Origin of the sequence: Micromonospora sp. 050-3 (assembly GCF_046549335.1) — a bacterium.
GTDB lineage: Bacteria > Actinomycetota > Actinomycetes > Mycobacteriales > Micromonosporaceae > Micromonospora > Micromonospora trifolii.
In genome coordinates this window covers 866076-888193 of the sequence record NZ_JAJPVX010000002.1, presented here as the reverse complement: position 1 = coordinate 888193, position 22118 = coordinate 866076, and the positions used below count along the sequence as shown (strand labels likewise).

The 22118-nt window shown below is 69.1% G+C and carries 17 protein-coding genes; 5 read left to right on the top strand and 12 right to left on the bottom strand.

Annotation, left to right across the window (positions count from 1 at the left end; all coding sequences use genetic code 11):
- Positions 1–27: 27 nt before the first annotated feature.
- The gene (locus tag ACLJOK_RS19070; RefSeq protein ID WP_354944056.1) at positions 28–816 is read right to left on the bottom strand and encodes an AfsR/SARP family transcriptional regulator; all 789 of its coding nucleotides are present in this window, start codon (positions 814–816) and stop codon (positions 28–30) included.
- 232 nt (positions 817–1048) lie between these two features.
- Here ACLJOK_RS19070 and metK point away from each other — a divergent pair, with 232 nt between their 5' ends.
- Positions 1049–2236, top strand: a complete 1188-nt coding sequence (gene metK, locus ACLJOK_RS19065) for a methionine adenosyltransferase (protein ID WP_410820116.1) — start codon at positions 1049–1051, stop codon at positions 2234–2236.
- A 16-nt stretch (positions 2237–2252) separates the two neighbouring features.
- Here the strand turns inward: metK and ACLJOK_RS19060 are convergent, their stop codons facing one another.
- From ACLJOK_RS19060 to ACLJOK_RS19035, 6 genes are all read right to left on the bottom strand, one after another.
- Positions 2253–2951: a response regulator gene (locus ACLJOK_RS19060; RefSeq protein ID WP_386995182.1), complete on the bottom strand. Its 699-nt coding sequence runs from the start codon at positions 2949–2951 to the stop codon at positions 2253–2255.
- 129 nt (positions 2952–3080) lie between these two features.
- Complete coding sequence (locus tag ACLJOK_RS19055; protein ID WP_410820115.1) at positions 3081–4202, bottom strand: ScyD/ScyE family protein; 1122 nt, start codon at positions 4200–4202, stop codon at positions 3081–3083.
- Positions 4203–4290: 88 nt separating this feature from the next.
- Positions 4291–6366: a multicopper oxidase family protein gene (locus tag ACLJOK_RS19050; protein WP_410820114.1), complete on the bottom strand. Its 2076-nt coding sequence runs from the start codon at positions 6364–6366 to the stop codon at positions 4291–4293.
- A gap of 109 nt (positions 6367–6475) precedes the next feature.
- Entirely contained in the window at positions 6476–7135 is a 660-nt protein-coding gene (locus ACLJOK_RS19045; RefSeq protein ID WP_112581714.1) for a response regulator, read from the bottom strand.
- Positions 7132–8250 (bottom strand): sensor histidine kinase, encoded by a 1119-nt coding sequence (locus tag ACLJOK_RS19040; RefSeq protein ID WP_410820113.1) that lies wholly within the window; start codon positions 8248–8250, stop codon positions 7132–7134. The genes ACLJOK_RS19045 and ACLJOK_RS19040 overlap by 4 nt, the downstream gene beginning before the upstream one ends.
- A gap of 82 nt (positions 8251–8332) precedes the next feature.
- Positions 8333–9358 carry a methyltransferase gene (locus tag ACLJOK_RS19035; protein ID WP_238682053.1) on the bottom strand — a complete coding sequence of 342 codons (1026 nt, stop codon included), beginning with the start codon at positions 9356–9358 and terminating at the stop codon, positions 8333–8335.
- Positions 9359–9485: 127 nt separating this feature from the next.
- Between ACLJOK_RS19035 and ACLJOK_RS19030 the strand changes: the two genes are divergently transcribed.
- Both ACLJOK_RS19030 and ACLJOK_RS19025 read left to right on the top strand, forming a co-directional pair.
- Positions 9486–11024, top strand: coding sequence for an aminotransferase class III-fold pyridoxal phosphate-dependent enzyme (locus ACLJOK_RS19030; RefSeq protein ID WP_410820112.1), 1539 nt, complete (start codon positions 9486–9488; stop codon positions 11022–11024).
- 162 nt (positions 11025–11186) lie between these two features.
- On the top strand, positions 11187–12884 hold the full coding sequence (locus ACLJOK_RS19025) for an MFS transporter (RefSeq protein WP_410820111.1): 1698 nt from the start codon (positions 11187–11189) through the stop codon (positions 12882–12884).
- Positions 12885–12936: 52 nt separating this feature from the next.
- On the opposite strand, the gene ACLJOK_RS19020 is transcribed toward ACLJOK_RS19025, so the two are convergent.
- The 3 genes from ACLJOK_RS19020 to ACLJOK_RS19010 form a co-directional block, all read right to left on the bottom strand.
- A complete protein-coding gene (locus ACLJOK_RS19020; RefSeq protein WP_410820110.1) occupies positions 12937–13503 on the bottom strand; it encodes a PadR family transcriptional regulator in 567 nt (188 codons plus the stop codon).
- A gap of 65 nt (positions 13504–13568) precedes the next feature.
- Positions 13569–14243, bottom strand: coding sequence for a response regulator (locus tag ACLJOK_RS19015; RefSeq protein WP_238683696.1), 675 nt, complete (start codon positions 14241–14243; stop codon positions 13569–13571).
- A complete protein-coding gene (locus ACLJOK_RS19010; protein ID WP_410820109.1) occupies positions 14240–15319 on the bottom strand; it encodes a sensor histidine kinase in 1080 nt (359 codons plus the stop codon). The genes ACLJOK_RS19015 and ACLJOK_RS19010 overlap by 4 nt, the downstream gene beginning before the upstream one ends.
- Positions 15320–15652: 333 nt before the next feature.
- Between ACLJOK_RS19010 and ACLJOK_RS19005 the strand changes: the two genes are divergently transcribed.
- Both ACLJOK_RS19005 and ACLJOK_RS19000 read left to right on the top strand, forming a co-directional pair.
- Positions 15653–17116, top strand: coding sequence for a multicopper oxidase family protein (locus ACLJOK_RS19005; RefSeq protein ID WP_410820108.1), 1464 nt, complete (start codon positions 15653–15655; stop codon positions 17114–17116).
- Between the two features lie 19 nt (positions 17117–17135).
- Positions 17136–17570, top strand: coding sequence for an SRPBCC family protein (locus ACLJOK_RS19000; RefSeq protein WP_410820107.1), 435 nt, complete (start codon positions 17136–17138; stop codon positions 17568–17570).
- Between the two features lie 97 nt (positions 17571–17667).
- On the opposite strand, the gene ACLJOK_RS18995 is transcribed toward ACLJOK_RS19000, so the two are convergent.
- Entirely contained in the window at positions 17668–18951 is a 1284-nt protein-coding gene (locus tag ACLJOK_RS18995; RefSeq protein ID WP_410820106.1) for a cellulose binding domain-containing protein, read from the bottom strand.
- Between the two features lie 301 nt (positions 18952–19252).
- Complete coding sequence (locus tag ACLJOK_RS18990; protein WP_410820105.1) at positions 19253–22087, bottom strand: hypothetical protein; 2835 nt, start codon at positions 22085–22087, stop codon at positions 19253–19255.
- Positions 22088–22118: the final 31 nt, after the last annotated feature.

Here is a 22118-nt window from a genome sequence, read left to right as displayed (position 1 = left end):
GGCGCTGGAGCGTTGGTCGAGGGCCTGTCACGAGGCCCTGGCAAGCCCCGGGCGCAGTGGCCCGCCGGCGGCCAACACCTCCCGCTGGAGCCGCTGGAGGTCAGGCGAAGGGTCCAGGCCCAACTCCTCACTGAGCACCCGGCGCAGGTGGTGGTACGCCTGCAACGCCTCACCACGGCGCCCGGAGCGGCTGAGCGCCACGATGAGCTGGCGGTGGAACCACTCGTTGAGCGGGTACGTGCCCACGAGATAGCGAAGCTCGCCGATCAGCTCGCGGTGGCGGCCGAGGGTGATGTCGGCCTGGATGCGCAACTCCAACGCCCGGATCCACTGCTCCTGGAGGTGGATCGCGTGCGCCTCCAACGCCGGCCCGAACGTCACGTTGGCGCCCACCGGCCCCGTCCACATGGCCAGCGCCCGCCGCAGCACCTCGGCGCCCTCCTCGGGCCGGTCCGACTCGATGTGCGAGCGACCCTGGTCGAGCATCGTCTCGAACACCTCGGCGTCGAGCTGGCCCGGCTCTACCTTGAGCAGGTAGCCGCGGGCACGGCTCTCCAGCACTGTCCGGTCCGGGGTCTCTATGCCCTCTTTCGCGAAGAGCTTGCGCAGGTGGTAGATGTAGGTCTGCACTGTGGTGACGGCGCTGCGCGCCGGATCGTCACCCCACAGCTCCCGGATTATCGAGTCGACCAGAACGACCCGATTGGCCCGCATCACCAGCAGCGCCAACACGGTCCGCACCTTCGGCGGCGTCGGCGTGCAGATCCGGCCCTCGTGGATCACTTCCAGCGATCCGAGGATCTCGTACCTGACCACAGTGGTCCCCCATTCCCCATAGCACTCGTCGAGACGCTCTCAAGCTATGGATGAGCGGGGCGTGTCGGAACGACCGCAGGTAGCGACATCGCGGGTTCTTCCGAGGATCGATGCGTGTCGAAAGTTGTACGGCGGATACCCCTTCGATCGCTCGATGCTTCCTCCACGCAACCTCCACCGGGGGCGGGAAGACTCGCCGGGCCCCCACGCCCCCTCGGGTTAGGAGTCACACATGTCGCGCCGCCTCTTCACCTCCGAGTCGGTCACCGAAGGTCATCCCGACAAGATCGCCGATCAGATCAGCGACGGGATCCTCGACGCGTTACTGGCGCAGGACCCGCACAGCCGGGTCGCCGTCGAAAGCCTGATCACCACCGGCCAGGTCCACGTCGCGGGCGAGGTCACCACGCAGGCCTACGCCGACATCCCACGCATCGTGCGGGAAACCGTCCTGGGCATCGGGTACGACTCGTCGAAGAAGGGCTTCGACGGCGCCTCCTGCGGCGTCAGCATCTCGATCGGCGCCCAGTCGCCCGACATCGCGCAGGGTGTCGACACGGCGATCGAGCTGCGCGACGGTTCGTCCGGCGGCGGGCTCGACGCCCAGGGCGCCGGCGACCAGGGCATGATGTTCGGCTTCGCCTGCTCGGAGACCCCGGAGCTGATGCCGCTGCCGATCGCACTGGCCCATCGGCTGGCCCGTCGGCTGGCCGCCGTCCGCAAGGACGGCACGGTGCCCTACCTGCGGCCGGACGGCAAGACCCAGGTGACCGTCGAGTACGACGGCCTACGCCCGGTCCGGCTCGACACCGTCGTGGTCTCCACGCAGCACGCCGCCCACATCTCCCTCGACGAACTGCTCACCCCCGACGTCCGGAACCACGTGATCACGCCGGAGCTGGAGGCGCTCGACCTCGACACCGAGGGATACCGGCTGCTGGTCAACCCGACGGGGCGGTTCGAGATCGGTGGTCCGATGGGCGACGCCGGCCTGACCGGACGGAAGATCATCGTCGACACCTACGGCGGGTATGCCCGGCACGGTGGTGGCGCGTTCTCGGGGAAGGACCCGTCGAAGGTCGACCGCTCGGCGGCGTACGCGATGCGGTGGGTGGCGAAGAACGTGGTCGCCGCGGGCCTGGCCGAACGGTGTGAGGCGCAGGTGGCCTACGCGATCGGCAAGGCCCACCCGGTGAGCCTTTTCGTGGAGACGTTCGGCACGGAGACGGTGCCTCTCGATCGGATCGAGAAGGCGATCGGTGAGGTCTTCGACCTGCGTCCGGCGGCGATCATCCGCGACCTGGACCTCCTGCGTCCGATCTACCAGCAGACGGCCGCCTACGGCCACTTCGGTCGTGAACTCCCGGACCTGACCTGGGAGCGCACGGACCGCGCCGCCGACCTCAAGGCCGCTTGCTGAGGAACGTCGCCGATCGCTAGAACGGCGGGCGGCGAGGGCGCGGCACCAACCGGTCGTGTGGCAGCGTCACCAGTGACGCTGCCACCGCCTTGTTGACCGCGTCGATGCGGGAGACCGCGCCAAGCTTCGCGAAGATGCGACGCAGGTGACTCTTCACGGTGGCCTCGGTCAGGTCGAGTCGGCGCGCGATCTGGGCATTGGTCATCGCCTCGGCCGCGAGCTGGAGGATCTCCAGCTCGACGGGGGACAGAATGGCGGACTCCGCGTTCTGCACCTGCACCAGGCTCTGACCGGAGACCGAGAGCAGCACCGAGCCGCTGCCGTCGCGCGCCTTGCGGATCGCGGCGACCAGCTCCTCACGACCCACGCTCTTGAGCAGGTAGGCGCGCACCCCGGCGGCGATCAGTCGGCGCAGCAGGTCAGGGCTGTCGTACATGCTGAGGATGACGACTGCACTGTCGGGCGACACCTCACGGATGCGGCGCACCGTGACCACAGGGTCGTCGCCGGGAATCTCGACGTCGAGCAACACCACGTCGGGACGCTCCGACGCCGCCTTGGCGACCGCGGTGGCCGAGTCGCCGGCCTCGTCGACCACGTCGAGGTCGGCGTGCACCTCGAGCACCCAGCGCAGCCCCTCGCGAACGAGAGCGTGGTCGTCGACGATGAGGATGGTGGTGGCGCCGGCGGAAGACCCGCCGTCGGACCGCGTCAACCTAACCCCCAGACCCCGTCCCCCGCCGCCAGCGTGCACATGATTGGCACCGTATCGCGGACGTGTGACACCACAGCTATCGTGGCGTCCTCCCGACACGAAGAACGCCACGATCGCCGTGCGATTCTGTCAGTCTCGTGTGGACAGACGGACCAACTCGCCGATGCCGAGGCCCTTGTTGGCGATGTAGAAGCTGCCGTCGGAGGCGATGGCGAACGACATCGGGGAGTCCAGGCCGGTGCTCGCCAGCTCCCGGTGGCTGCCGTCGCGCTCCACCCGGATCAACGCACCTGTGGAATCCCCCGAGCTGAGCCCGTTCTTCGCGATCTCCAGCACGACCAGTCGACCCCGCTTGTCGAACGCGATGTCGATGATGTTGGTGAAGCCGGTCGCGAAGATCGTCGGCTCCTGCCCGGGCACCAGCCGCCACACCCGGGCGCCGCCGTTCGGGAAGGGATGCCCGGTCAGCTGCCCGATGTAGAAGGCACCGTCCGGCCCGCGGGTGATGGTGACCGGCACGAACTGGATCGGCGTGGTCGAACCGGGCGGCAGGCCCCACTCCGGCGGCGCCGGAACCTGCTCCTGCGGCCAGACGTGTTCGGCAGTGACCACGCCACGACGGTCGATCCGGAGCACGTCGTTCGCGGCCGCGTCGAGCGCGTAGACGTCACGCCCGTCGGCGACGACGGCGTACGGCTGGCTCTCCGGAATGACCCCGTCCGGGTTGTTCTGCCCCTCGAAGGCGGAGAGGTCGCCGACGACCGACCAGCGGCGCTTCCCCTCGACCCGGAGGATGGTTCCCATAGTGGCCCCGGCCGCGCCGAGCAGGTCGCGCGAGACCGGGTCGGTGCTGTAGCCCATCGCCACCAGCAGCTTCCCCTGCCGATCGAAGGCCAGGTCGTGGGCACCGTAGACGGAGAAGCCGCCACCGGTGCTACGCAGCGACGGCAGACCCGTCACGACTCGCTTCTGCCAGCCGTGACGGACCGCCGTGATCGCACCGGTCGAGCCGTAGCAGAGGTTGGTGCCGAACGTGCCGGGGATGCATACGTCGTCGCCGCCGAGCCCGGCCTCGGCGACGTAGACGATGCCGGCCCGGTCGATGGCGACACCGCGCGGGTTGTCGAGGTTGCGGGCGACGACGGTCAGTCGCCCAGTGGTCGAGGTGGCCGCAGTGGCGGGCGCGGCAATGCCGGCCACCAGTACCAGCGGCACAGCCAGCGACAACGTTCGTCGCATCGCGTCGAGCATGGGTTCTCCTCAGCAAGAGGGGTTCGGATGCGAACGACGCTGCCGGCGTTGCCTCGAGGCCCGGTGGAGGAAGGCTCGACAGGCCCGCCTACTCCGGCTGATTGGGGGTGCCGCGCCCCAGCTCATAGGGGGATGACACGCCCTCGTAGGCGAGGTGCATCACCATGCCGTTGGCCGCGTGGTCGAGGTTGTGGCAGTGGTCCATCCAGAGCCCAGGATTGTCCGCCTTGAAGCCGATTTCGTAGATCTCACCGGGGATCACGTCGAGGCTGTCGATCCACCACGGTGACCCGGTCGCGCGGACCCCGTTGCGGGACAGCACCAACGCGTGATGACCGTGCAGATGCATCGGGTGGTTCTGGTGGCTGCGGTTGACGATCCGCACCTTGACCACGTCGTCCATCCGGACCATCAACGTCGGCGTGTTGGGGAAGCTGTGCCCGTTGATGATCGGCACCAGGTGAAGCCCTCCGTTGTAGAAGGACAACCGGTCGTCGAGGAGCTGGGTGAACGAGCGGTCGTACGACGAGCCCGCGTCGAAGGGCCGGGAGCCGCCAGAGCCGTACGAGAGCGGGTCGAAGTGGTCCCCGTCGTCGACGATCTCCGGCGTCGAGGCGTCACCCGGTGGCGCCAGGACCAGCCCGCCGTCGCGGTTGGCGAGATCGGTCAGGCGCACCGGGCCCGCCGGCATCGTGAACGTCACGTCGTAGCGTCCACCGGTCGCCAAGCCGAACCGCGGGTCGGTCAGCGGGGTCGGGCCGTTGACGTCGACCCCGTCGATCGCCGCCACCCGCACCGGCGTGCCGTTGACCGTCAGGGCCCGCGGACGACTGTCGGTGGACGGGTTGTTGTCGGTGTTGATCAGGCGCAGTCGCACCGGCGTGCCCGGGGCGACCTCCTGGCGTTCCAGCGTGTCACTCGTGCCGAACGAGACGATGTTGTCGTCCGGCGTACGCCACTCGTGGGCCTGCACGACGAAGTCCCGCTCGCCGGGTGGTGGGCCGTCGCGCGGCTCGACGATCAGCGCACCGAACAGACCCCGCCGGATCGCCTCCAGCGGGTTCTGGTGGGTGTGGTACCAGAAGGTGCCGACCTGCTCGGCGATGAACCGGTAGGTGAAGGTGCCGCCCGGCTCCACAGCGTTCTGCGTCGCGCCGGCCACGCCGTCCTCACCGTTGGGGACGTCGAGGCCGTGCCAGTGGATGGTCACGTTCTCGTCGGGAATCTCGTTGTGCAGTGTCACCTCGACGAGGTCTCCCTCGCGGACCCGCAGCTCCGGCCCGGGCGACTGTCCGTTGTACGTCAGCGCCTTGATCTCGGCGCCCGACGAGAGCCGTACCGTTGCGTTCTTCGCGGTCAGGGTGAAAGCCTTGTTGGGCTTGCCTGTCCGCGGCCCGCGCAGGTCGTCGACGGAGACCCCGCCGTGACCGCCGTGACCGAACGAAGGGCCGCCGCCGTAGTCGACGTTGTCGTGGGACGTCATTGTCATGCGGTCGGGCAGCCTGCTGCTCTGGGCCACGTAGGTGATGCCGGCGGCGACGACCAGCACCACCACGGCGGCCTGCGCGGTGGCGCGCAGCACGCTGGCACGCCGGCCCCGACGCGCGAAGTCGGTAGCGGTGACGACCCGCAGGCGACGCCCCTGCCAGAACCACAGCACCAGCACCGACAGGAGGATCGGCGCGGCGTGGGTCGCGATGTCGTCGAGGTAGGACGGGACCGGACGGGACACGTACGCGAAATAGACGCCGACGACCGTCGCCACGGCCGTCACCTGGACCGGCACGACGAATCGGGGATTGGCGGCGGCGGAACGCGTCTCGACGTCGACCGGTGCGTCATCGCGGCTGGCCAGGGCGCGCAGGCCCGGCACTGTCCAGACGGCGACGGCCAGCATCGGCAGCAGCAGGAGCGGCATCTGCACGATCACGCGGTTGTCGGCAAAGATCCAGTCGACGGCGAGCATCAGCCCGATCGCGACGCACTTGACGACCAGCACCACCAGCGCGGCAACGAGCAGACGTAGCAGCCGACGGGCGCTCTTCCGCAGCGCCTCGGGCGTCGGCCGCCAGGCCAGCCGCGTGGCGAGGATCGCCGCGGACAGCCAGATCAGGAACAGGACCCCGGCCAGGATCCCATCGGCGTTCTCTCCGACCTCAAACATGACCTCAACATACGAAGGATGCGCACCATCCGGCATCCGGTGACGACCGGCCAGGTTGTACGGCGATCGCCGTAGCCGGTACGGCGTGCGACACAACTGCCGTAGCCGGCTAGCTGCCGGGTGCGACGAGCCCTGTCTGGTAGGCGAGCACGACGAGTTGCGCGCGGTCGCGGACGCGGAGCTTGACCATGGCCCGGTGCACGTGGGTACGGGCCGTGGCCGGGCTCATCGACAGTCGACGCCCGATCTCCTCGTTCGTCAGCCCGCTGGCCACCAGGCTCATCACCTCGCGCTCGCGGTCGGTCAACACCGCCAGCCGGCCGCCGTCGACAGGCGTCGGCGCGACCTTGCTGACGAACGCGCTCACCAGCCGGCTCGTCACCCGTGGCGAGATCAACATGTCGCCGCCGGCCACCACCCGCACCGCCTGGCGCAGCTCGTCGGGCTCGATGTCCTTGAGCAGGAACCCGCTCGCGCCGGCGCGCAGCGCCTCGAAGACGTACTCGTCGAGCTCGAAGGTGGTCAGGACGATGACCCGCACGGCCGGGAACCGCTCGACGATCGCGGCCGTGGCCCGCACGCCGTCGAGCACCGGCATTCGCACGTCCATCAGCACAATGTCCGGCCGGGTCGCGGCGACCATCTCGACAGCCTGCGCGCCGTTGGACGCCTCACCGACCACCTCCAGGTCGTCGCTGTGGTCGAGCAGGCCCCGGAAACCGGCCCGCACGAGCGTCTGGTCGTCCGCCAGCACCATCCGGATCGTCACGCTGTCTCCTCCACCTCGACCGGCAGCCGCGCGGCCACTCGGAACCCCCCGCCCTGCGGCCGGGGCCCAGCCTCGAGCGACCCACCGGCGGCCGTGGCCCGTTCCCGCATGCCGGCCACCCCGTGCCCCCTCCGGCCCGCACCGGCCCCGACCCCGTCGTCGACGATCTCAACAGTGACGGCGTCACCCGCGTAGGCGATGGTGACGTCGACGGTCGTCGCTTCGGCGTGTTTGACAGTGTTGGTGATCGACTCCTGCACGATCCGGTAGACCGAGAGCGCCACCTCCGGCGGGATCGGACGCGGGATGCCGGCGATCCCCGACCGCACCTTCACACCGGCCTGTTCGGCGACCGCGAAGACGCGGGCCAGATCGGGCACCTCCCCGGCGTCGCGGAGCATGCCGATCGCCGAGCGGACCTCGTGCATGGCGTCGCGTGCCGCGCCCCGGATGCTCCGCAGCGCGGCCCGCGCCTCGGCCGGCTTGCTGTCGAAGATGTCGTCGGCGAGGCTCGCCTGCACACTGATCGCGGCGATCGTGTGACCGAGTACGTCGTGGACCTCGCGGGCGATGCGGAGCCGCTCCTGGGCGACCTCGTGTTGACGCTCCTGGCGCATCACGGCGAGGCGCTGCTGCGCCTCGGCCAGCCGGACCCGGCGGGTGCGGATCGTCTCGGCGAGCAGCACCACGGCCGCGAGCAGCGAGCCCTCTTCGAGGGTGGCCGAAAAGGCGGGGAAGAAACCCTCGCCGAGCAGCGTGTACCGCATGATCAGCTCAAGGACGACGAAGAACCCGGCGACGATGAGCGCCCAGGTGAACCGGCCGGCGGCCGCGACGGAGAAGAGGGCGGCGGCCAGCGGGAGGGCGGGCGGGATGCCCGGGTACTCGAGCGCGTAGTAGATCATCAGCGCGGTGACCGAGCCGACCAGCACCAGCAGCGGCCAGCGGCGCCGGAAGACCAGCAGGAGCCCGATCACCGCGCCGATCGCGTAGGCGCGCGCGTCCGGCGGCCGGGCGCCGGGCTCATCGGCGACTCGGATCGCCACCGCCACGACGGCCGCTACGACGACAGCGATGAGGGCATCGATCGCGATTCGTCGGATGGCCGGGTTCATGTCCGCAACGGTACGACGCGCGCACGGTCCGTTAGCGAGGGCCCCTTCCCAAACGGAAACCGTCAGCAAGGGGCCCGTCGGCTCAGCCGCGGCGGAGAGAGAGCAGGGTCTGCCCAGTGGGGATCACAGTGCTGCCGTCCACCTGGAGCCCGGCCTTCTCACCCAGTTCGGCGTACTCGCGCCAGGTCCTGGCCTTGCCCGCCATGAGCGAGAGGAGGCGCAGGTCCATCTGGGTGATGAACATCAGCCGGGCCGGGTCGTCGGGGAAGTTGTCGTTCTCGTCCTTCACCAGGATCTGCACGATCAGCACCTTTCCGGTAGTGCCGATCGCGTCCGCCGCCCGCTGGAGGATCTTCTCGGCGGCGCTGTCGTTCCAGTCGTGCAGGACGTTCGACAAGATGTAGACGTCGGCGCCGGCCGGGAGCGGGTCGAAGATGCTCCCGCTGACCACCTCGGCGCGGTCGGCGATGCCCGCCGCCTCGAACCGGGCCCGGCCCTGCTCGACGACGCCCGGCAGGTCGACCACCGTGCCGCGCAGGTGCGGCTGGGCCTTGAGGATCTCGGTGAGCAGGGCGCCGGTGCCGCCGCCGACGTCGATGACGTGGTTGACGGTGCTCCAGTCGTAACCCTGGACGACCTGGTCGAAGTAGCTCGCGTGGGTGGCCATCAGCGCGCCGAACGACGTGGCCCGGTCGGGGTTGGTGGACAGGTCGTCCCAGAACTCGATGCCGTAACGCACGGGGTACGCCGCGTCGCCGGTGCGGATCGAGTGGGTCAGCGAGCTGAACGTGCCCTCGATCCGGCCGGCCATCGAGTCGACGTCGAGCCAGGGGCGTTGGGCGGCGGGGTGGTCGGTCTTGAGGAACTCGGCGGCTTCCGTCAGGGCGTACACCCGCGGCTCGGTCTCCTTGAAGACGCCGCGGACCGAGAGGTAGCGCAGCAGCCGGTGCAGCGCGTCGGGATTGGCCTTCGTCGCCGCGGCGAGCTCGTCGAGCGTGGTGGTGCCCGCGGCGATCAGGTCGGCGAGGCCGAGCGTCGCCGCGGCCCGCACTGCCCACGGCGTGATCGTGTCGGTCAGCGAGTAGAGATTGACCCGATTTTCCGTCATGGCGGCGAGCTTCGACGACGGCGCTCGAGACCGGCTCGAAGCCGCGTCGATCGACCGGTTCTCCAGCCGGGTTCGAGTGGGCGGGCGCAGGCTGCGCCTGTCACGGCCGCCATGCGAAGGGGACACGATGGGCGCCAGCCACCAGGAGCGCGGAGCGATCGAGGTCATTCAGGACCTCATGCAGCAGAAGTGGGTCTACGAGCTGTTCGGCGAGATCGGCGCGCGCCAGGGTGCCTCGGCCGCGCACGTCGAGCAACTGAGGGCGGTCGACGCCGCCGCGCACGTGTTCTGGCCGTTCCAGGCACCGCCGTTTCCGGTCATCGCGGCCACCGCGAGCGGGTCGACGTTGACCGACATCGACGGCAACGACTACCTCGACTGCCACATGGGATACGGCGCTCAGGCGCTGCACGGGCACAACCCGGCGCCGGTCGTCGACTTCGTCCGCGAGCACCTCGGCAAGGGCACCGGCAACGGTTACACCAACGCGTTGGAGCTGGAGCTGGCGACGCTGCTGCGGGAGATCCTCCCGCACAACGAGAAGTTCGCCTTCCAGCACTCGGGTACTGGCGCCACCCAGTCGGCGATCCGGCTCTGCCGTGCGCACACCGGGCGGCGGATGGTCGCCAAGTTCGAGGGCACCCTGCACGGGTCCCACGACCTCGCCGTCCACAACACCGCGCCCTGGTATCACGGGCATCCCGCGGTGCCGTTCCCGGAGATCGGCAAGGACGGCATCCCGCTGGTTTCGGCGTTCGCCGGCGTCACCCCGGCCGAGCCCCGCGACCTGCTGATCCTGCCCAACGACACTGCGCTCGCGGTCGAGCTGATCGAGCGCCACGCGGGCGAGTTGGCCTGCATCCTGGCCGAGCCGGCCGCTTCGTCGTTCCCGTTCGAGGAGACGACGATCCCGATGATCCGCGAGGTGGCGGTGGCCGCCCGGCGGCTCGGGGTGCCGTTCATCCTCGACGAGGTGCTGACGGGCTTCCGTTCGGGGCTCGGCGGCGCCGCGCAGAAGTTCGACATCCCGACCGACCTCGTCACCTACGGCAAGGTGATCAGCGGGCTCGGGCTGCCGCTGTCGGCGATCGGTGGTCGGGCCGACATCCTCGACATCTCGCAGACCAGTGGGCAGTCCTGGACCGACTTCGGCCAGAAGACCGGCCTACAGGGCAGCCACACCGGCAACTACCTGTCGGTGGCCGCGTCGCTGGCCACGCTCCAGCTGCTCCGGGACAAGGGGCCGGCCTACTACACCGAACTGCGGGCCAAGGTCGACCGGGTCCAGGCGCGGCTGGCCGCGTTCCGGGCGGCTGAGGGGATCCCGCTGCGCATGGTGGGGTTCGGCGACTACGTCGGGTGCTTCCAGTTCCTTCCCGAAGACTCCTACACCGACTACCGGGACTACTCGCGGGCGCTCAACCCGGCGACGTTCATCCTCACGCTGCTGCTGCGCAAGCGCGGCATCTACACGCTCGGCATGCCGATGTTCTTCGCCGGAGGCGCCCACAGCGACGCCGACGTCGACCGGCTGACCGACGCCGTGCTGGAGAGCACGCTGGAGCTTCGCGCCAACGACTTCCCCTTTGACCTGGCGTGGCCGGCGACGTCCGCGTGGGGCTCCGGTTCCTCCGAGTGGGGTTCGGGTTCCTCCGACTGGTCGTAGCCACCTCTGCGTCACCGGGCCCGGGTCAGCTCCTGACCCGGGCCCTCCTCATGTGCCGTACAGGTCATACGCAAATAGCCGTACTTGACTATTCGTGCGCGACGGCGTGTAGTCGAAGGGTGGGTCCGCTGTCGACCCCCGTCCGACTTCAGGAGGAACGCGATGACGGAGAGCTGGACCGACGAACGCAGCGCCGCCCCACCCAATCCGCGCCGATGGCTGATCCTGGCCGTCATTCTGGCCGGGGCATTCATGATTCTGCTGGCCACGACGATCGTCAATGTGGCGGTCGCACCGATCCAGCGCGACCTCCAGTCGACCTACACGGCCATGGAGTGGGTCATCGCTGGCTACGCGCTCGGCTACGGCCTCTTGCTCATCCCCGCCGGTCGGATCGGCGACCGCTTCGGCCACCGCAAGCTGTTCCTCATCGGCGTCGCGGGGTTCACGCTCGCGTCGGCGGCGTCGGCGCTCGCGGACACACCCGGTCAGCTGATCGCGTTCCAGGTGGTGCAGGGCATGATGGCCGGCATCCTCAACCCGCCGGTGCTGGCGCTCATCCAGACCACGTTTCCGGCGAAGGAGACCGGCAAGGCGTACGGGATCTACGGCGCGATCGGCGGTATCGCGACCGCCAGCGGCCCGCTCCTCGGCGGCCTGCTGATCGCGTGGGACCTCAACGGCTGGGACTGGCGACCGGTGTTCCTGCTCAACGTGCCGATCGGCCTGGCCACGTTCGTCGCCGCGCTGATCCTGGTGCCCGAGTCGCGAGGCCGCCGCGGTGGGCTCGACGTGATCGGCATGCTGCTCGTCTCGGCGGCCGTTCTGCTGCTGGCCGTCCCACTGGTCGAGGGCCAGCGCCTGGGTTGGCCGGCATGGACGTTCGCCTCGATGGCAGCGGCGCTGCCCGCGCTGGCCGTCTTCGCGGTGTGGGAGTTGCGCCGCGCCCGACGGGCCCAGGTCCCGCTGGTGAGCATGCGCCTTTTCGCGCACCGCTCGTTCTCCGCCGGCGTCGGCATCAGCCTCTGCTACTTCGCGGGCTTCATCGGCCTGCTCTTCGCACTCTCGCTGCACCTGCAGATCGGCCTGGAGAAGTCCGCACTGACGACGGGCCTGATCCTGCTGCCGTTCTCGTTCGGCACACTGGTCGGCGCGGCCATCTCCGACAACGTCGCCCGGGCGCTCGGGCGCGGTGTCCTGATGCTCGGCGCCGGCATCGTGATCGTCGGCATGGTGGGCATCATCGCCACGATCCACTGGTGGGGCTCGGGCCTGGAGCTACTGCCGGCCCTGCTCTTCGCCGGCTTCGGCTCGGGCCTGGTGATCGCGCCGAGCGTCGAGATCGTGCTGGCCGGCGTGCCCTGGCAGGACGCGGGCGCGGCCAGCGGCGTGCTCGGCACCGCCCAGCGTCTCGGCCAGGCGATCGGCGTCGCGGTGGCCGGCGTGGTCCTCTTCGGGACGCTCGGCTCCTACTCGGGGACGGCCGCCGAGAAGGCGAGCCCGGAGCTCCAGGCATCGCTCGTGGCCGCGGGCCTGCCGCCGGCCGAGGCGAGCGCGGCGACGACCACCTTCGCCGACTGTTTCATCCGCCAGTCGCGCGCGTCGGATCCGACGGCCACGCCGCCCGGCTGTGCGGACTCGGCGCCGGGTCCGGTCGGCGAGGCCTTCGACAGCGCGGCCACCTCGGCGCTGGAGACCAACTTCAACCGAGCGGTCCAGTGGACCGTCGGCGCCGTCCTGGTCGGGGTGATCCTCACGTTCCTTCTCGTCTACCTGCTGCCCCGCCGGCCCGAAGAGCCCTGGGCCGAGGCGAGCAAGCCTGATTGGAACGTGACCACCCAGCCCGAGCCCGCTCAGTGACATGCCGCCAGCCCTGGCCCCGGAGATGCCACCGGGGCCGGGGCTGGCACCGTCACGACGTGGTCATCGATGTCGGTTGGTTGGACATCAGCTTGGGCAACTGGTCGAGCAGCTCGTCGTGCCAGGCGAGCTCGGTACGGAGGCGAAGCTCGGTATGACGGAAGGTCGTCCACTCCAGACCACGGATGTGCGGCGCCGCCAGCTCTCGGAGCGCGAGCCACGAGTCGAGCTGCGCGGCGAGGGCCTTCCGGCGCGCCACGATGATCGCGCGCAGCTCGTCCTCTCCGAGGTCGATCACGTTCTGCAAGGCCAGGTCGACCGGGTCGTGACGGAGCTTGGTGTCACGCAGCGCCTCGTCACGGTGGTCGATCAGCTCCGCCGCGCCGGCCGAGGTGAGCGCGTAGATCGTGCGGGCGGGCCGGTTGCCCTCCTGCTCGGTCCGGACCGCTTCGATGACGCCCTCGACCTGCATCCGGTGCAGCGCGCCGTAGAGCGACCCCGGCTTGACGTCGCTCCACAGCTCGGTACGGTCGACCTGGGCCGCCCGGCGGATCTGGTGCCCATGCATGGGGCCCCCACGCGCGAGCGCTCCGAGTACGAACAGGCGAGTGCTATTCACGGCATTAGTCCAACACGAGTGCCCGTTTGCGGGCAAGTTACCCAGAGCAATCCTTGAGCGGCCCGCTATCCGTGGAACGTCGGATCGCAGAGCCTCGGCAGGACGATCAGCGAGGCCGCGATGGCCCTGTTGACCGCGTCGATCCGGGACACCGCACCGAGTTTGGCGAAGATGTTGCGCAGGTGGCGCTTGACCGTCGCCTCTGACAGGCAGAGCCGGCCGGCGATCTGAGCGTTGCTCATCGCCTGACCGACCAACTGCAGGACCTCGCGCTCACGGTCCGACAGTGTGCTGTGCACCGGCCCTTGCACCTGGGTCAGGCTCTCCCGCGACACCGCCAGCATCACCGGCGCGTCATCGGCGCGGGCGCCACGGATCGCCGCCACCAACTCCTGGCGCGTCGAGTTCTTCAGCAGGTAGCCGCAGATGCCAAGGGTCAACAACTCGCGCAACAGCGTCGGGCCGTCGAACATGCTGAGGATGATGACCCGGCTCGCCGGCGCGACGTCACGGATCCGGCGGACCGTGGTGGTCACCCCGTCGCCGGGGATCTGCACGTCGAGCAGCACGATGTCGGGCTGACGGATTCGGATCTCGTTGATCGCGGCGCCGCTGTCGCCGGCCTCGCCGACGACCACGAGGTCGCGCTGGGCGTCGAGGATCTCCCGGAGGCCGTCACGCACCACGACGTGGTCGTCGACCAGCACGATGCGGGTCGGCTCGATCATCGTGACGGTCACCGGCCGGCCCCCGCCCCGACGGCGAGCAGCGGCACGACGAGCTCGACCGAAGCGCCCTGGTCGCCCGCCGCGCGCACAGCGAGGCGACCACCGACGACGGCCGCGCGCTCAGCCATCGCGCGCAGGCCGGAGCCGTCGCGCACCGTCGCGAGGTCGAAGCCCACCCCGTCGTCGGCGACGGTCGCCCGCAGCTCGTGCGGGGTGATGTCGATGACCGCATGGATCACCCGAGCGCCGGCGTGGGCCACCGCGTTGCGCAACGCTTCGCGGACGACCAGGAACACCTCGTCGAGCACCTCGGGCGGAACCCACGACTCGTCGCCGTTGATCTCGGTGTGCAGACGTGTCTCGCCCGTCTCGACAGTCGACAGGAAATTGGCCAGCGCCTCATCGAGTGACCCGAGCGGCTGAGAGAGCCGAAGGTCGGCGATGAGCACACGCAGATAGCCCACCGCGTCGTGGAGCGACTCCCGGGCGATGACCACGCGGCGGTCCACGTCGTCGTGGCGTCGTTCCTGCGCGAGCTCATGGGCCTCCAGGTTGCGGTACGCCGCGCTGAGGCTGTGGCCCAGCCGGTCGTGCAGCTCACGCGCGATCAGCGAACGCTCGGCGATCTGCGCCTGGTGGACCTCGTTCATCAGGCCGGCGGCATAGCGCGAACTCGCGTCGACCAGCCGGGTCAGTGTCGTACGGGTGAGCGCGTCGGCGATCAGCGCCAGGATCGCGCCCTGGTCGGGCTGGCCAGCCAACTGCTCCAACGCGTCGGCCAACACGATGTCGGCCAGCACGACGACGGCACGGAAGCACTCGCGTGGGTGAAGCTCGACGCCCTCGGTGGACGCCGCCGGCGGCGGTGTCGACAGTGGATCGTCCGCCCCGCGACGAATCTCGGCCATCGTCTCCCGGAGCAGGGCGTCGGCTGATGCCGGGTAGCTGTCGATCAGGTCAGCGGCCCCGGCGAAGTCGTCACTCGCAGCGGCAAGACGCTGACGGTAGGCGGCAAGAATCGGTTGACGCCTGCGTTCGAGAACCTCGGCAGCGGTCCTCCGCAGCGCATCGTTTTTCCCAACAACCATTGCGGATCCCCCGGTGTGTGCCCTATTGCTCCCCAGGTGCGGGCACGAACGGCTCTCCCCAGCGCCGGCTGCCCGCCGTGCCGCCGACTCCCCCCGTCGTGGGCGACAAAGCACTCAGATCGGATCGGCCTTCTACGAGTTGTCACGGCCGACTACTCGCACGAGTCTACGGTCTCACCGCGCGCCGTTGGAAGCATCGAAGCTTAGCTTTTGGTAGTCACACCAAAACTTAAGGTGAAATCCATATTTGGCCGCGACCAGTTTTCGACGGCGCGTCGAGGGACCTAGCTGACAGTTCACCCGAGACCTCGACCACCAGGAGTGGAGCGACCAATGGTGAGCAGACGCAACGTCATGAAGGCCGGTGCCACCGCGGGAGCAGCCGCGCTGGTCACGGCCACCGCGGCGGCAGCGGCCCGCGGTTCCACCCCGTCCGCGACACCGGCGCACGGCACCCACACCGGCCACGGGAAGACGGCACACGTCGCGGCCGTCACCGCCCCGTTCGCTGTCCGGATGCCGATACCGCCAGTGCAGCAGCCGATCGCCTCGGTAGCCAACACCGACTTCTACGTCGTTTCCACCCGTAAGGCTCAAGCGGAGATCCTGCCCGGAACGCGTACCGAAGTGTTGACCTACGACGGGCACTTTCCCGGCCCGACGTTCCGGGTCAAGACGGGCCGGCTCGCGGTCATCGCGCACAGCAACCACCTCGACATGCCGACCGCGGTACACGTGCACGGAGGCCACACACCGTCGAGCAGCGACGGGTTCCCGACCGACGTGCTCGACCCGGGCAAGAGCCGGATCTACAGCTATCCCAACAAGCAGCGGGCGGCGACGCTCTGGTATCACGACCATGCCCATCACATGGAGGCCGAGCACGTGTTCCGCGGGCTCGCCGGCTTCTTCCTGATCGACGACCCAGCCCAGGCCGAACTCCGGTTGCCCTCCGGCAACTACGACATCCCGATCATGTTGCGCGACGCGCGGTTCGCCGACGACGCGAGCCTGATCTTCGAGCACGACGACTTCCAGTTCCGCAACACGATCCTCGTCAACGGCAAGCCGCAGCCCTACTTCCAGGTTGCCGCTCGGAAGTACCGGCTGCGCTTCGTCAACGCGTCCAACCTCCGAACGTTCACCCTGCGGCTCGGCAACGACGCCGAGGTCACCCAGATCGCTAGTGACGGCGGGCTGCTCGCCGGGCCGACGCCGATCCGCTCGTGGAGCCTGACGCCCGGCGAGCGGATCGAGATCGTCGTCGACTTCGGCGCGTTCCCGGTCGGCAGCCAGGTCTTCCTCGACGACGCCGTGGCGGGGCCGGTGCTGCGCTTCGACGTCAACCGAGCCGCCGCCGACGCCAGCCGGGTGCCCGACCGGCTGAGCACGATCCCCGCGCTGCCAGCGGCCACGAAGGAGCGGGCGTTCACGCTCAACTTCAACCCGTCGACCGGGCAGTTCCTCATCAACGGGCAGCAGTTCGACGCCGATCGGGTGGACACCGAGATCAAGCGCAACACGACCGAGGTGTGGACGGTGACCAACGGCGACACGCTCTTCGGCATCCCACACAACTTCCACCCCCACCTGGTCCAGTTCCGGGTGCTGGCCCGCAACGGCCAGCCGCCGGCGCCGGGCGAAGCCGGGGTGAAGGACACGATCTCGGTGGGGCCGGGCGAGACGGTCCGACTCCAGGCGACATTCGGGCCGTACCTTGGCCGGTATGTCTACCATTGCCACATGATCGACCATTCCGCGAGTGGGATGATGGCACAGATGAAGATCGTTCCCTGACCCCTGAGAAAGGTTTCTTGTGCCCTCGGCAGAGAAGACTGTGCAGATCGGACGGACTCCTGAGGTCGTGTTCGCCTTTCTCGCTCGTGGCGAGAACGACGCGCGCTGGCGCCCCAACGTGCTCGACGTCGCGCGCGTCTCCGGCGAGGGGGTCGGCGCTCGCTACAAACAGGGACTCAAGGGCCCCGGTGGGAGCCGCATCCCGGCCGACTACGAGGTGACCGGGTTCGAGCCGGGCCGGCGACTGGCGTTCCAGGCCACCGGCAGCGTGGTACGCACCCAGGGCGAATACACACTCACGCCGGCCGGTGGCGGCGGGACTCAGCTCACGCTGAAGCTGGCGTGGCAGCCGAGCGGGCTGTCGCGCTTCCTCGGCCCGGTCGTCGGCAAGACGTTCGAGGAGGAAATCGCTGCCCTCGACGCCCTACGCGACCTGCTGGAGAGCGAAGCCTGAGCGCAGCGTGAGCCGGTGGCGCCGGCGGCAACCGCCGCCAGCGGACGTCGCCAGCGGGCCCGGAGCCAGTTGGCTCCGGGCCCTCACCCTGCCCCGGTCAAGGGCTGGTGCAGGTGACGTTGCCGGGTGCTGTGGCACCGTTGCCGGTGGCGGTGAACCCGAACGTCGTCGACGCGTTCGGGCCGACCGTGCCGTTGTAGGGGGCGTTCCTGACGGTGACGCTGCCTGTGGTGCCCGTGTTGGTGCCGCTCCAGAGGCTGCTGATGGCCTGACCACTGGCCAGGGTCAGGCCCACCGTCCAGCCGTTCAGGGGCGCTGTGGAGTTGTTGGCCACTGTCACCTCGGCCTGGAAGCCGCCGGGCCAGGTGTTCAGCGTCCGGTAGGTGGCGGCGCAGGTGCCGGGCTCTCCGGTCGGCGGCGGGGTCGTCGGTGGATCCGTGGGCGGGTCGGTCGGCGGCGGGGTCGTTGGAGGCGTTGTCGACTCGAACTGGCTGAAGAACCGCCAGATCTCACCCGAGGTCCAGGTCCGCGAGTCGTTCGGGCTGCCCGACCCGTCCACCGGGCTGGGGGTGTGGTCCCCGTCGAACGCCGCCCACTGCACCGGGTAGCCGGCGCGGCAGCCCGCGTAGGCGGTGGTGATGTGGGTGAGGCTGCCACGGCTCGGCTCGCGTGGGCTCTGTGCGGTGCAGCCGTTGTTCCGCACGAACGTGTCGCGCAACTGCCGACCCTGGGAGATGTTCAGCACGCTGTCGTAGATGCCGTGGATGCCGAAGTAGGCGACGGGCTGGGTGCCCCCGTTGCATCCGCTGAGGTTGGCGCCGGATATGACGGTGACCGCGCGGATGATCGTGGGCCGGGCACAGGCCACCGCGTAGCTCATCGCCCCGCCGTAGCTCCAGCCCAGGGCGAAGCGCTGGGTGGTGTCCACGCAGAGGTCGTTCTCGATCTGCCGGGAGATGTCGTCGAAGAGAGTCAGGTCCCGACCGTTGGTGTTGGCCCAACCGGCGTTGAGGCCCTGCGGAGCGACGAAGATGGTGCTGTTGTTCGACAGTGACTGGAGCCCGTAGTAACCGGCCGATGTGACGTTGTTGGCCGAGCCGTTCAACCAGTGGAAGCCGAAGATCAGTCGGTAGGGGTGGTTCCGGTCGTACCCGTCCGGAATCCGCAGGTTGTACGTACGACTCTGTCCGCTGCTCTGAATCGTCCGCGTCCCGCTGGCGAGGGTGGGGGCCTTGCCGCAGCCGGCGGTCGCCGCGAGGGTGCCGTTGGTGGCGGCCACCGCCGTCGCACCGAGGCCGCCGCTCAACACGCCGCCGGTGGTGGCCGCGAGGAGAAGCGCCGCGGCCGCGATGGATGGGAGGAAGAACCTACGTCTGAGCATTGCTTGGGCTCCTTGCCGTTCGACGACCAACAATGGTCGCCTGGCATTGACGGGGGCCCGGACTGGTCACCGACCGAGAAGCGGCGGGAGAGGCGGGGCCCCTCGGCGCGTCTTCGCCGGCTGGCTCGGGTGACCGGGAGCGTGCCCTTCACTCCCGGATGAAAGATAGCATGTTATCGATAACATGCTGATCCAGATCGACCGTCCGGCGGGGCGATCGTGCGCCGAATAAGCGACGCCCCGCAGGCGCTCATCGGCCTGCGGGGCGTCACTCGACAGCTGCTGAATAAGCGTGGGTCGATCAGTCCGACTTCACCACGACGAAATACCAGACCTCGTCGGTGGTGCTGCCGTCGGCCTTAAGGCCCTTGACGACCAGGTAGGTGCCGGTTGCCTCGGTCGGCGTCCAGGTGATCGACGCGCGGCCCTCGGCGTTGGCCTCGACAGTCCCGGGGACGCCGCCGATGGTGTACTCGAACGACGTGATTCCGGCCGTCCCGCCGCTGAACTCGAACCGGCCCTCGAGGCCCACTCCACCGCCGGGGGTGCTCTGCGGATACTCCTCGGAGAAGACGTACGGCGCGGTGCCGACCTGGAACGGGTATTCGGTGACCGGCGAGAGCCGGCCGTCCTCGGTACGGCCCTGCACTGTGAGCATGTTGAGCCCGTTCCGGTCCGGCACGACCGTTACCAGGGTGTTCCAGCTGTCCCCCATGGGCACTGTCAGTTCCGGGCCGTCGTTGAGCCGGTAGCGGTACTCCACCACCTCGGGAGTCCATGAGGTGCTGAAGCTGAAGTCGCCGGGCACGCCGATGCCACCCCTCGGGCTCCACTCGGAGAACTCGCTCCACACCGAGACCCGCGTGTCACGGACCGGGACCGTCATCGCGCGCTCCGGCGACGTCGTTCCGTCCTGAGCGACACCGGTGACCCTGGCCGAGAACCAGCCGCCTCCGGACTGCGGTGTGAACGAGACGGTCGCCGTGCCATCCGGCCGCGCCGCGACGGTCTGATACTCGCTGAAGTCCAGCGAGTAGCGGAACTCCTTGGTGTCCCGCAGCACCGAGCGGAACGTCAGCGTCATCGGCTGACCTTCCGCACCGCCGTTCGCCGGGTCGGTGGTGACCAGCGGCGCCTCGAACGGTTGCCAGGTGAAGGTCTTCTCCGGCGACCGCGTGCCATCGGCCAGCAGCGCCTGGACGATCAGCGTGTTGTCACCGATGTGCGTCGGCGTCACGGTGAACTCCGCGCTGCTCCCGCCGCCGTCGATCGCGACCTCCGGGCCGCCGTCGAACCGGTAGGCGAACCCGGTCACGTCTGGCAGCCGGCTGCTGACGTAGAACTCCACCGGCAGGCCGACACCGTCGATCCGGTCCAGATGTTGAAGAGTCTCCGAGTACAGGTGCGGCACCGGGTCGATGACGTGGAACTGGTGGTACGTCTCCATCGACTTCTCGCCGTCCGCCCGTACCGACCGCACGACCATGTCGTGCCAGCCTGCGGTCGCCGTCCACGATACGACAGCGGTCTTGTCCGCGGCCGCCTGGACGGTCTGCGCGACGCCGTCCAGAACGTACTCGTAGGCGACGACGTCACTGTTGCGCGGCCTGAACGTGAACGATCCGGTCTTGCCGGCGATCTGGTCGGTGTCGAAGTTGAACTCGGCCGACTCCACCCCGGGAGCGTCGGTGACATAGACCCGCAGGGTGTCCTGACCGATGAGCTTGTTCTTCACGTAGCTGCTGACGACGACCTCGACCTCGCCGGTCGCGGTGAACGTCAGCTGACCGGTGGCTCCACCGTCGACGGCCGGCACCCGGGTTTCCGGCCCACCCTTGATCTGATAGCCGAAAGCTGTCGTCTCGGGCTTCCGCGCGGTGAGGGCGAGCGTGCTCGGAAGCCCGACCCCGCCCAGTTCGATCTGCGCGCTCGGTGCGGTGTCGGCGATGTTGAAGCGGTAGCGCTTCTCCGGCCCCTGGTTGCCCACGGCGTCGACCGAGCGGATGGTCAACTCCTCGAACCGGTCCCGCTTCGGGGTGTATTCGAGGACCGCCGTGCCGCCCGGCTGCCGCGCCTTGACCTGTCCGTAGTAACCGCTCGAGTCACGCCACGCGAACCCCACCACGTCGAGGTCGCCGCCCGCGTCGAGGCGGAACTTCCCCTTGAGGCCGGTGCCCCCGCCCGGCGTGGTGCCCTCGGGGTAGAGCTTCGAGGCCACGGCCGGCGGGTTCGCCGGTGCCGTCTTGTCCATGACGAGGTAGCAGACCTTGCTCCACGGGCCGGCGTCGTAGTAGTCGCGGGCCTGTGCCTGCCAGGCAAGAAGCTCGCCGTCGGCGTACTGGTTGAGGTCCGTGCCGTAGTTGTAGCTGGAGAACTCGCGGCGCTGGTCCGGGTGGTCGACCGGCCAGATCGCGTAGAGAATCGACGGTGAATCACCCTCGTCGGGGTCGTTCACTGTGGCCTTGAACAGTGTCGACGCCGCCGCCGGCGAAGGCTTGTCGACGGTGCCGCACGGCCGGGTCGGGCTCTCGAGGCGTAGTTCGGTCACGGTCGGCGGGTGGTTGGACGTGGAGCTCAGCGTCGGCTGCTGGAAGGTCCGGCCGGCCCGCGGGTCCGCCTCCTGAGCTGCCGTGATCCGGTATTCGATGGTGATCGACTTCTCGTGCCGGGCGAGCGCCGCGTTGAGCGTCGACACCATGTCGATGCCCAGGTAGCTGGGACAGTAGTACGCACCTTCCCCGCGGTTGACGGAGATCAGCTTGTCGAGCTCGGCGGGCGGGTTGTTCCAGGTCGTGCTGGTCTTGACCGGGGCCGTCCGCCACAACTCGATCGTCGCGGCGGTGGAGCAGTCGGTAACCGTGTCCTCGTACGTGTACAGGTACGAGTTGTGCACCACAGTGCCCTTGAGCTGGGTCAGGTCGTAGGTGAAGTAGGAGCGGTAGGTGTGCGCCTTGTTCGCGTCGTCGAGCAGGGTGCCGACGGGCGGCGCGACCGCGGGGTTGACGAACTTTGTCTTGGGGCTCTGCGAATCGAGATAGGCCCAGCTCGACAGAGGTAGATTGACCGAGGTGGCGGCGAGGGCCGGCTGGCTGGTGGCCAGAACGACGGCGGCGACACCCACCACGGATGCCAGCATCGCTGATCCGATGCGCTTCATTTGGACGGTT

What these genes read in the sequence shown, in the direction of transcription:
- metK (WP_410820116.1), top strand. Translation starts at nt 1,049, where the DNA reads ATGTCGCGCCGCCTCTTCACCTCCGAGTCGGTCACCGAAGGTCATCCC.
- ACLJOK_RS19055 (WP_410820115.1), bottom strand. Translation starts at nt 4,202, where the DNA reads ATGCTCGACGCGATGCGACGAACGTTGTCGCTGGCTGTGCCGCTGGTA.
- ACLJOK_RS19050 (WP_410820114.1), bottom strand. Translation starts at nt 6,366, where the DNA reads ATGTTTGAGGTCGGAGAGAACGCCGATGGGATCCTGGCCGGGGTCCTG.
- ACLJOK_RS19040 (WP_410820113.1), bottom strand. Translation starts at nt 8,250, where the DNA reads ATGAACCCGGCCATCCGACGAATCGCGATCGATGCCCTCATCGCTGTC.
- ACLJOK_RS19035 (WP_238682053.1), bottom strand. Translation starts at nt 9,358, where the DNA reads ATGACGGAAAATCGGGTCAATCTCTACTCGCTGACCGACACGATCACG.
- ACLJOK_RS19030 (WP_410820112.1), top strand. Translation starts at nt 9,486, where the DNA reads ATGGGCGCCAGCCACCAGGAGCGCGGAGCGATCGAGGTCATTCAGGAC.
- ACLJOK_RS19025 (WP_410820111.1), top strand. Translation starts at nt 11,187, where the DNA reads ATGACGGAGAGCTGGACCGACGAACGCAGCGCCGCCCCACCCAATCCG.
- ACLJOK_RS19010 (WP_410820109.1), bottom strand. Translation starts at nt 15,319, where the DNA reads ATGGTTGTTGGGAAAAACGATGCGCTGCGGAGGACCGCTGCCGAGGTT.
- ACLJOK_RS19005 (WP_410820108.1), top strand. Translation starts at nt 15,653, where the DNA reads ATGGTGAGCAGACGCAACGTCATGAAGGCCGGTGCCACCGCGGGAGCA.
- ACLJOK_RS18995 (WP_410820106.1), bottom strand. Translation starts at nt 18,951, where the DNA reads ATGCTCAGACGTAGGTTCTTCCTCCCATCCATCGCGGCCGCGGCGCTT.
- ACLJOK_RS18990 (WP_410820105.1), bottom strand. Translation starts at nt 22,087, where the DNA reads ATGCTGGCATCCGTGGTGGGTGTCGCCGCCGTCGTTCTGGCCACCAGC.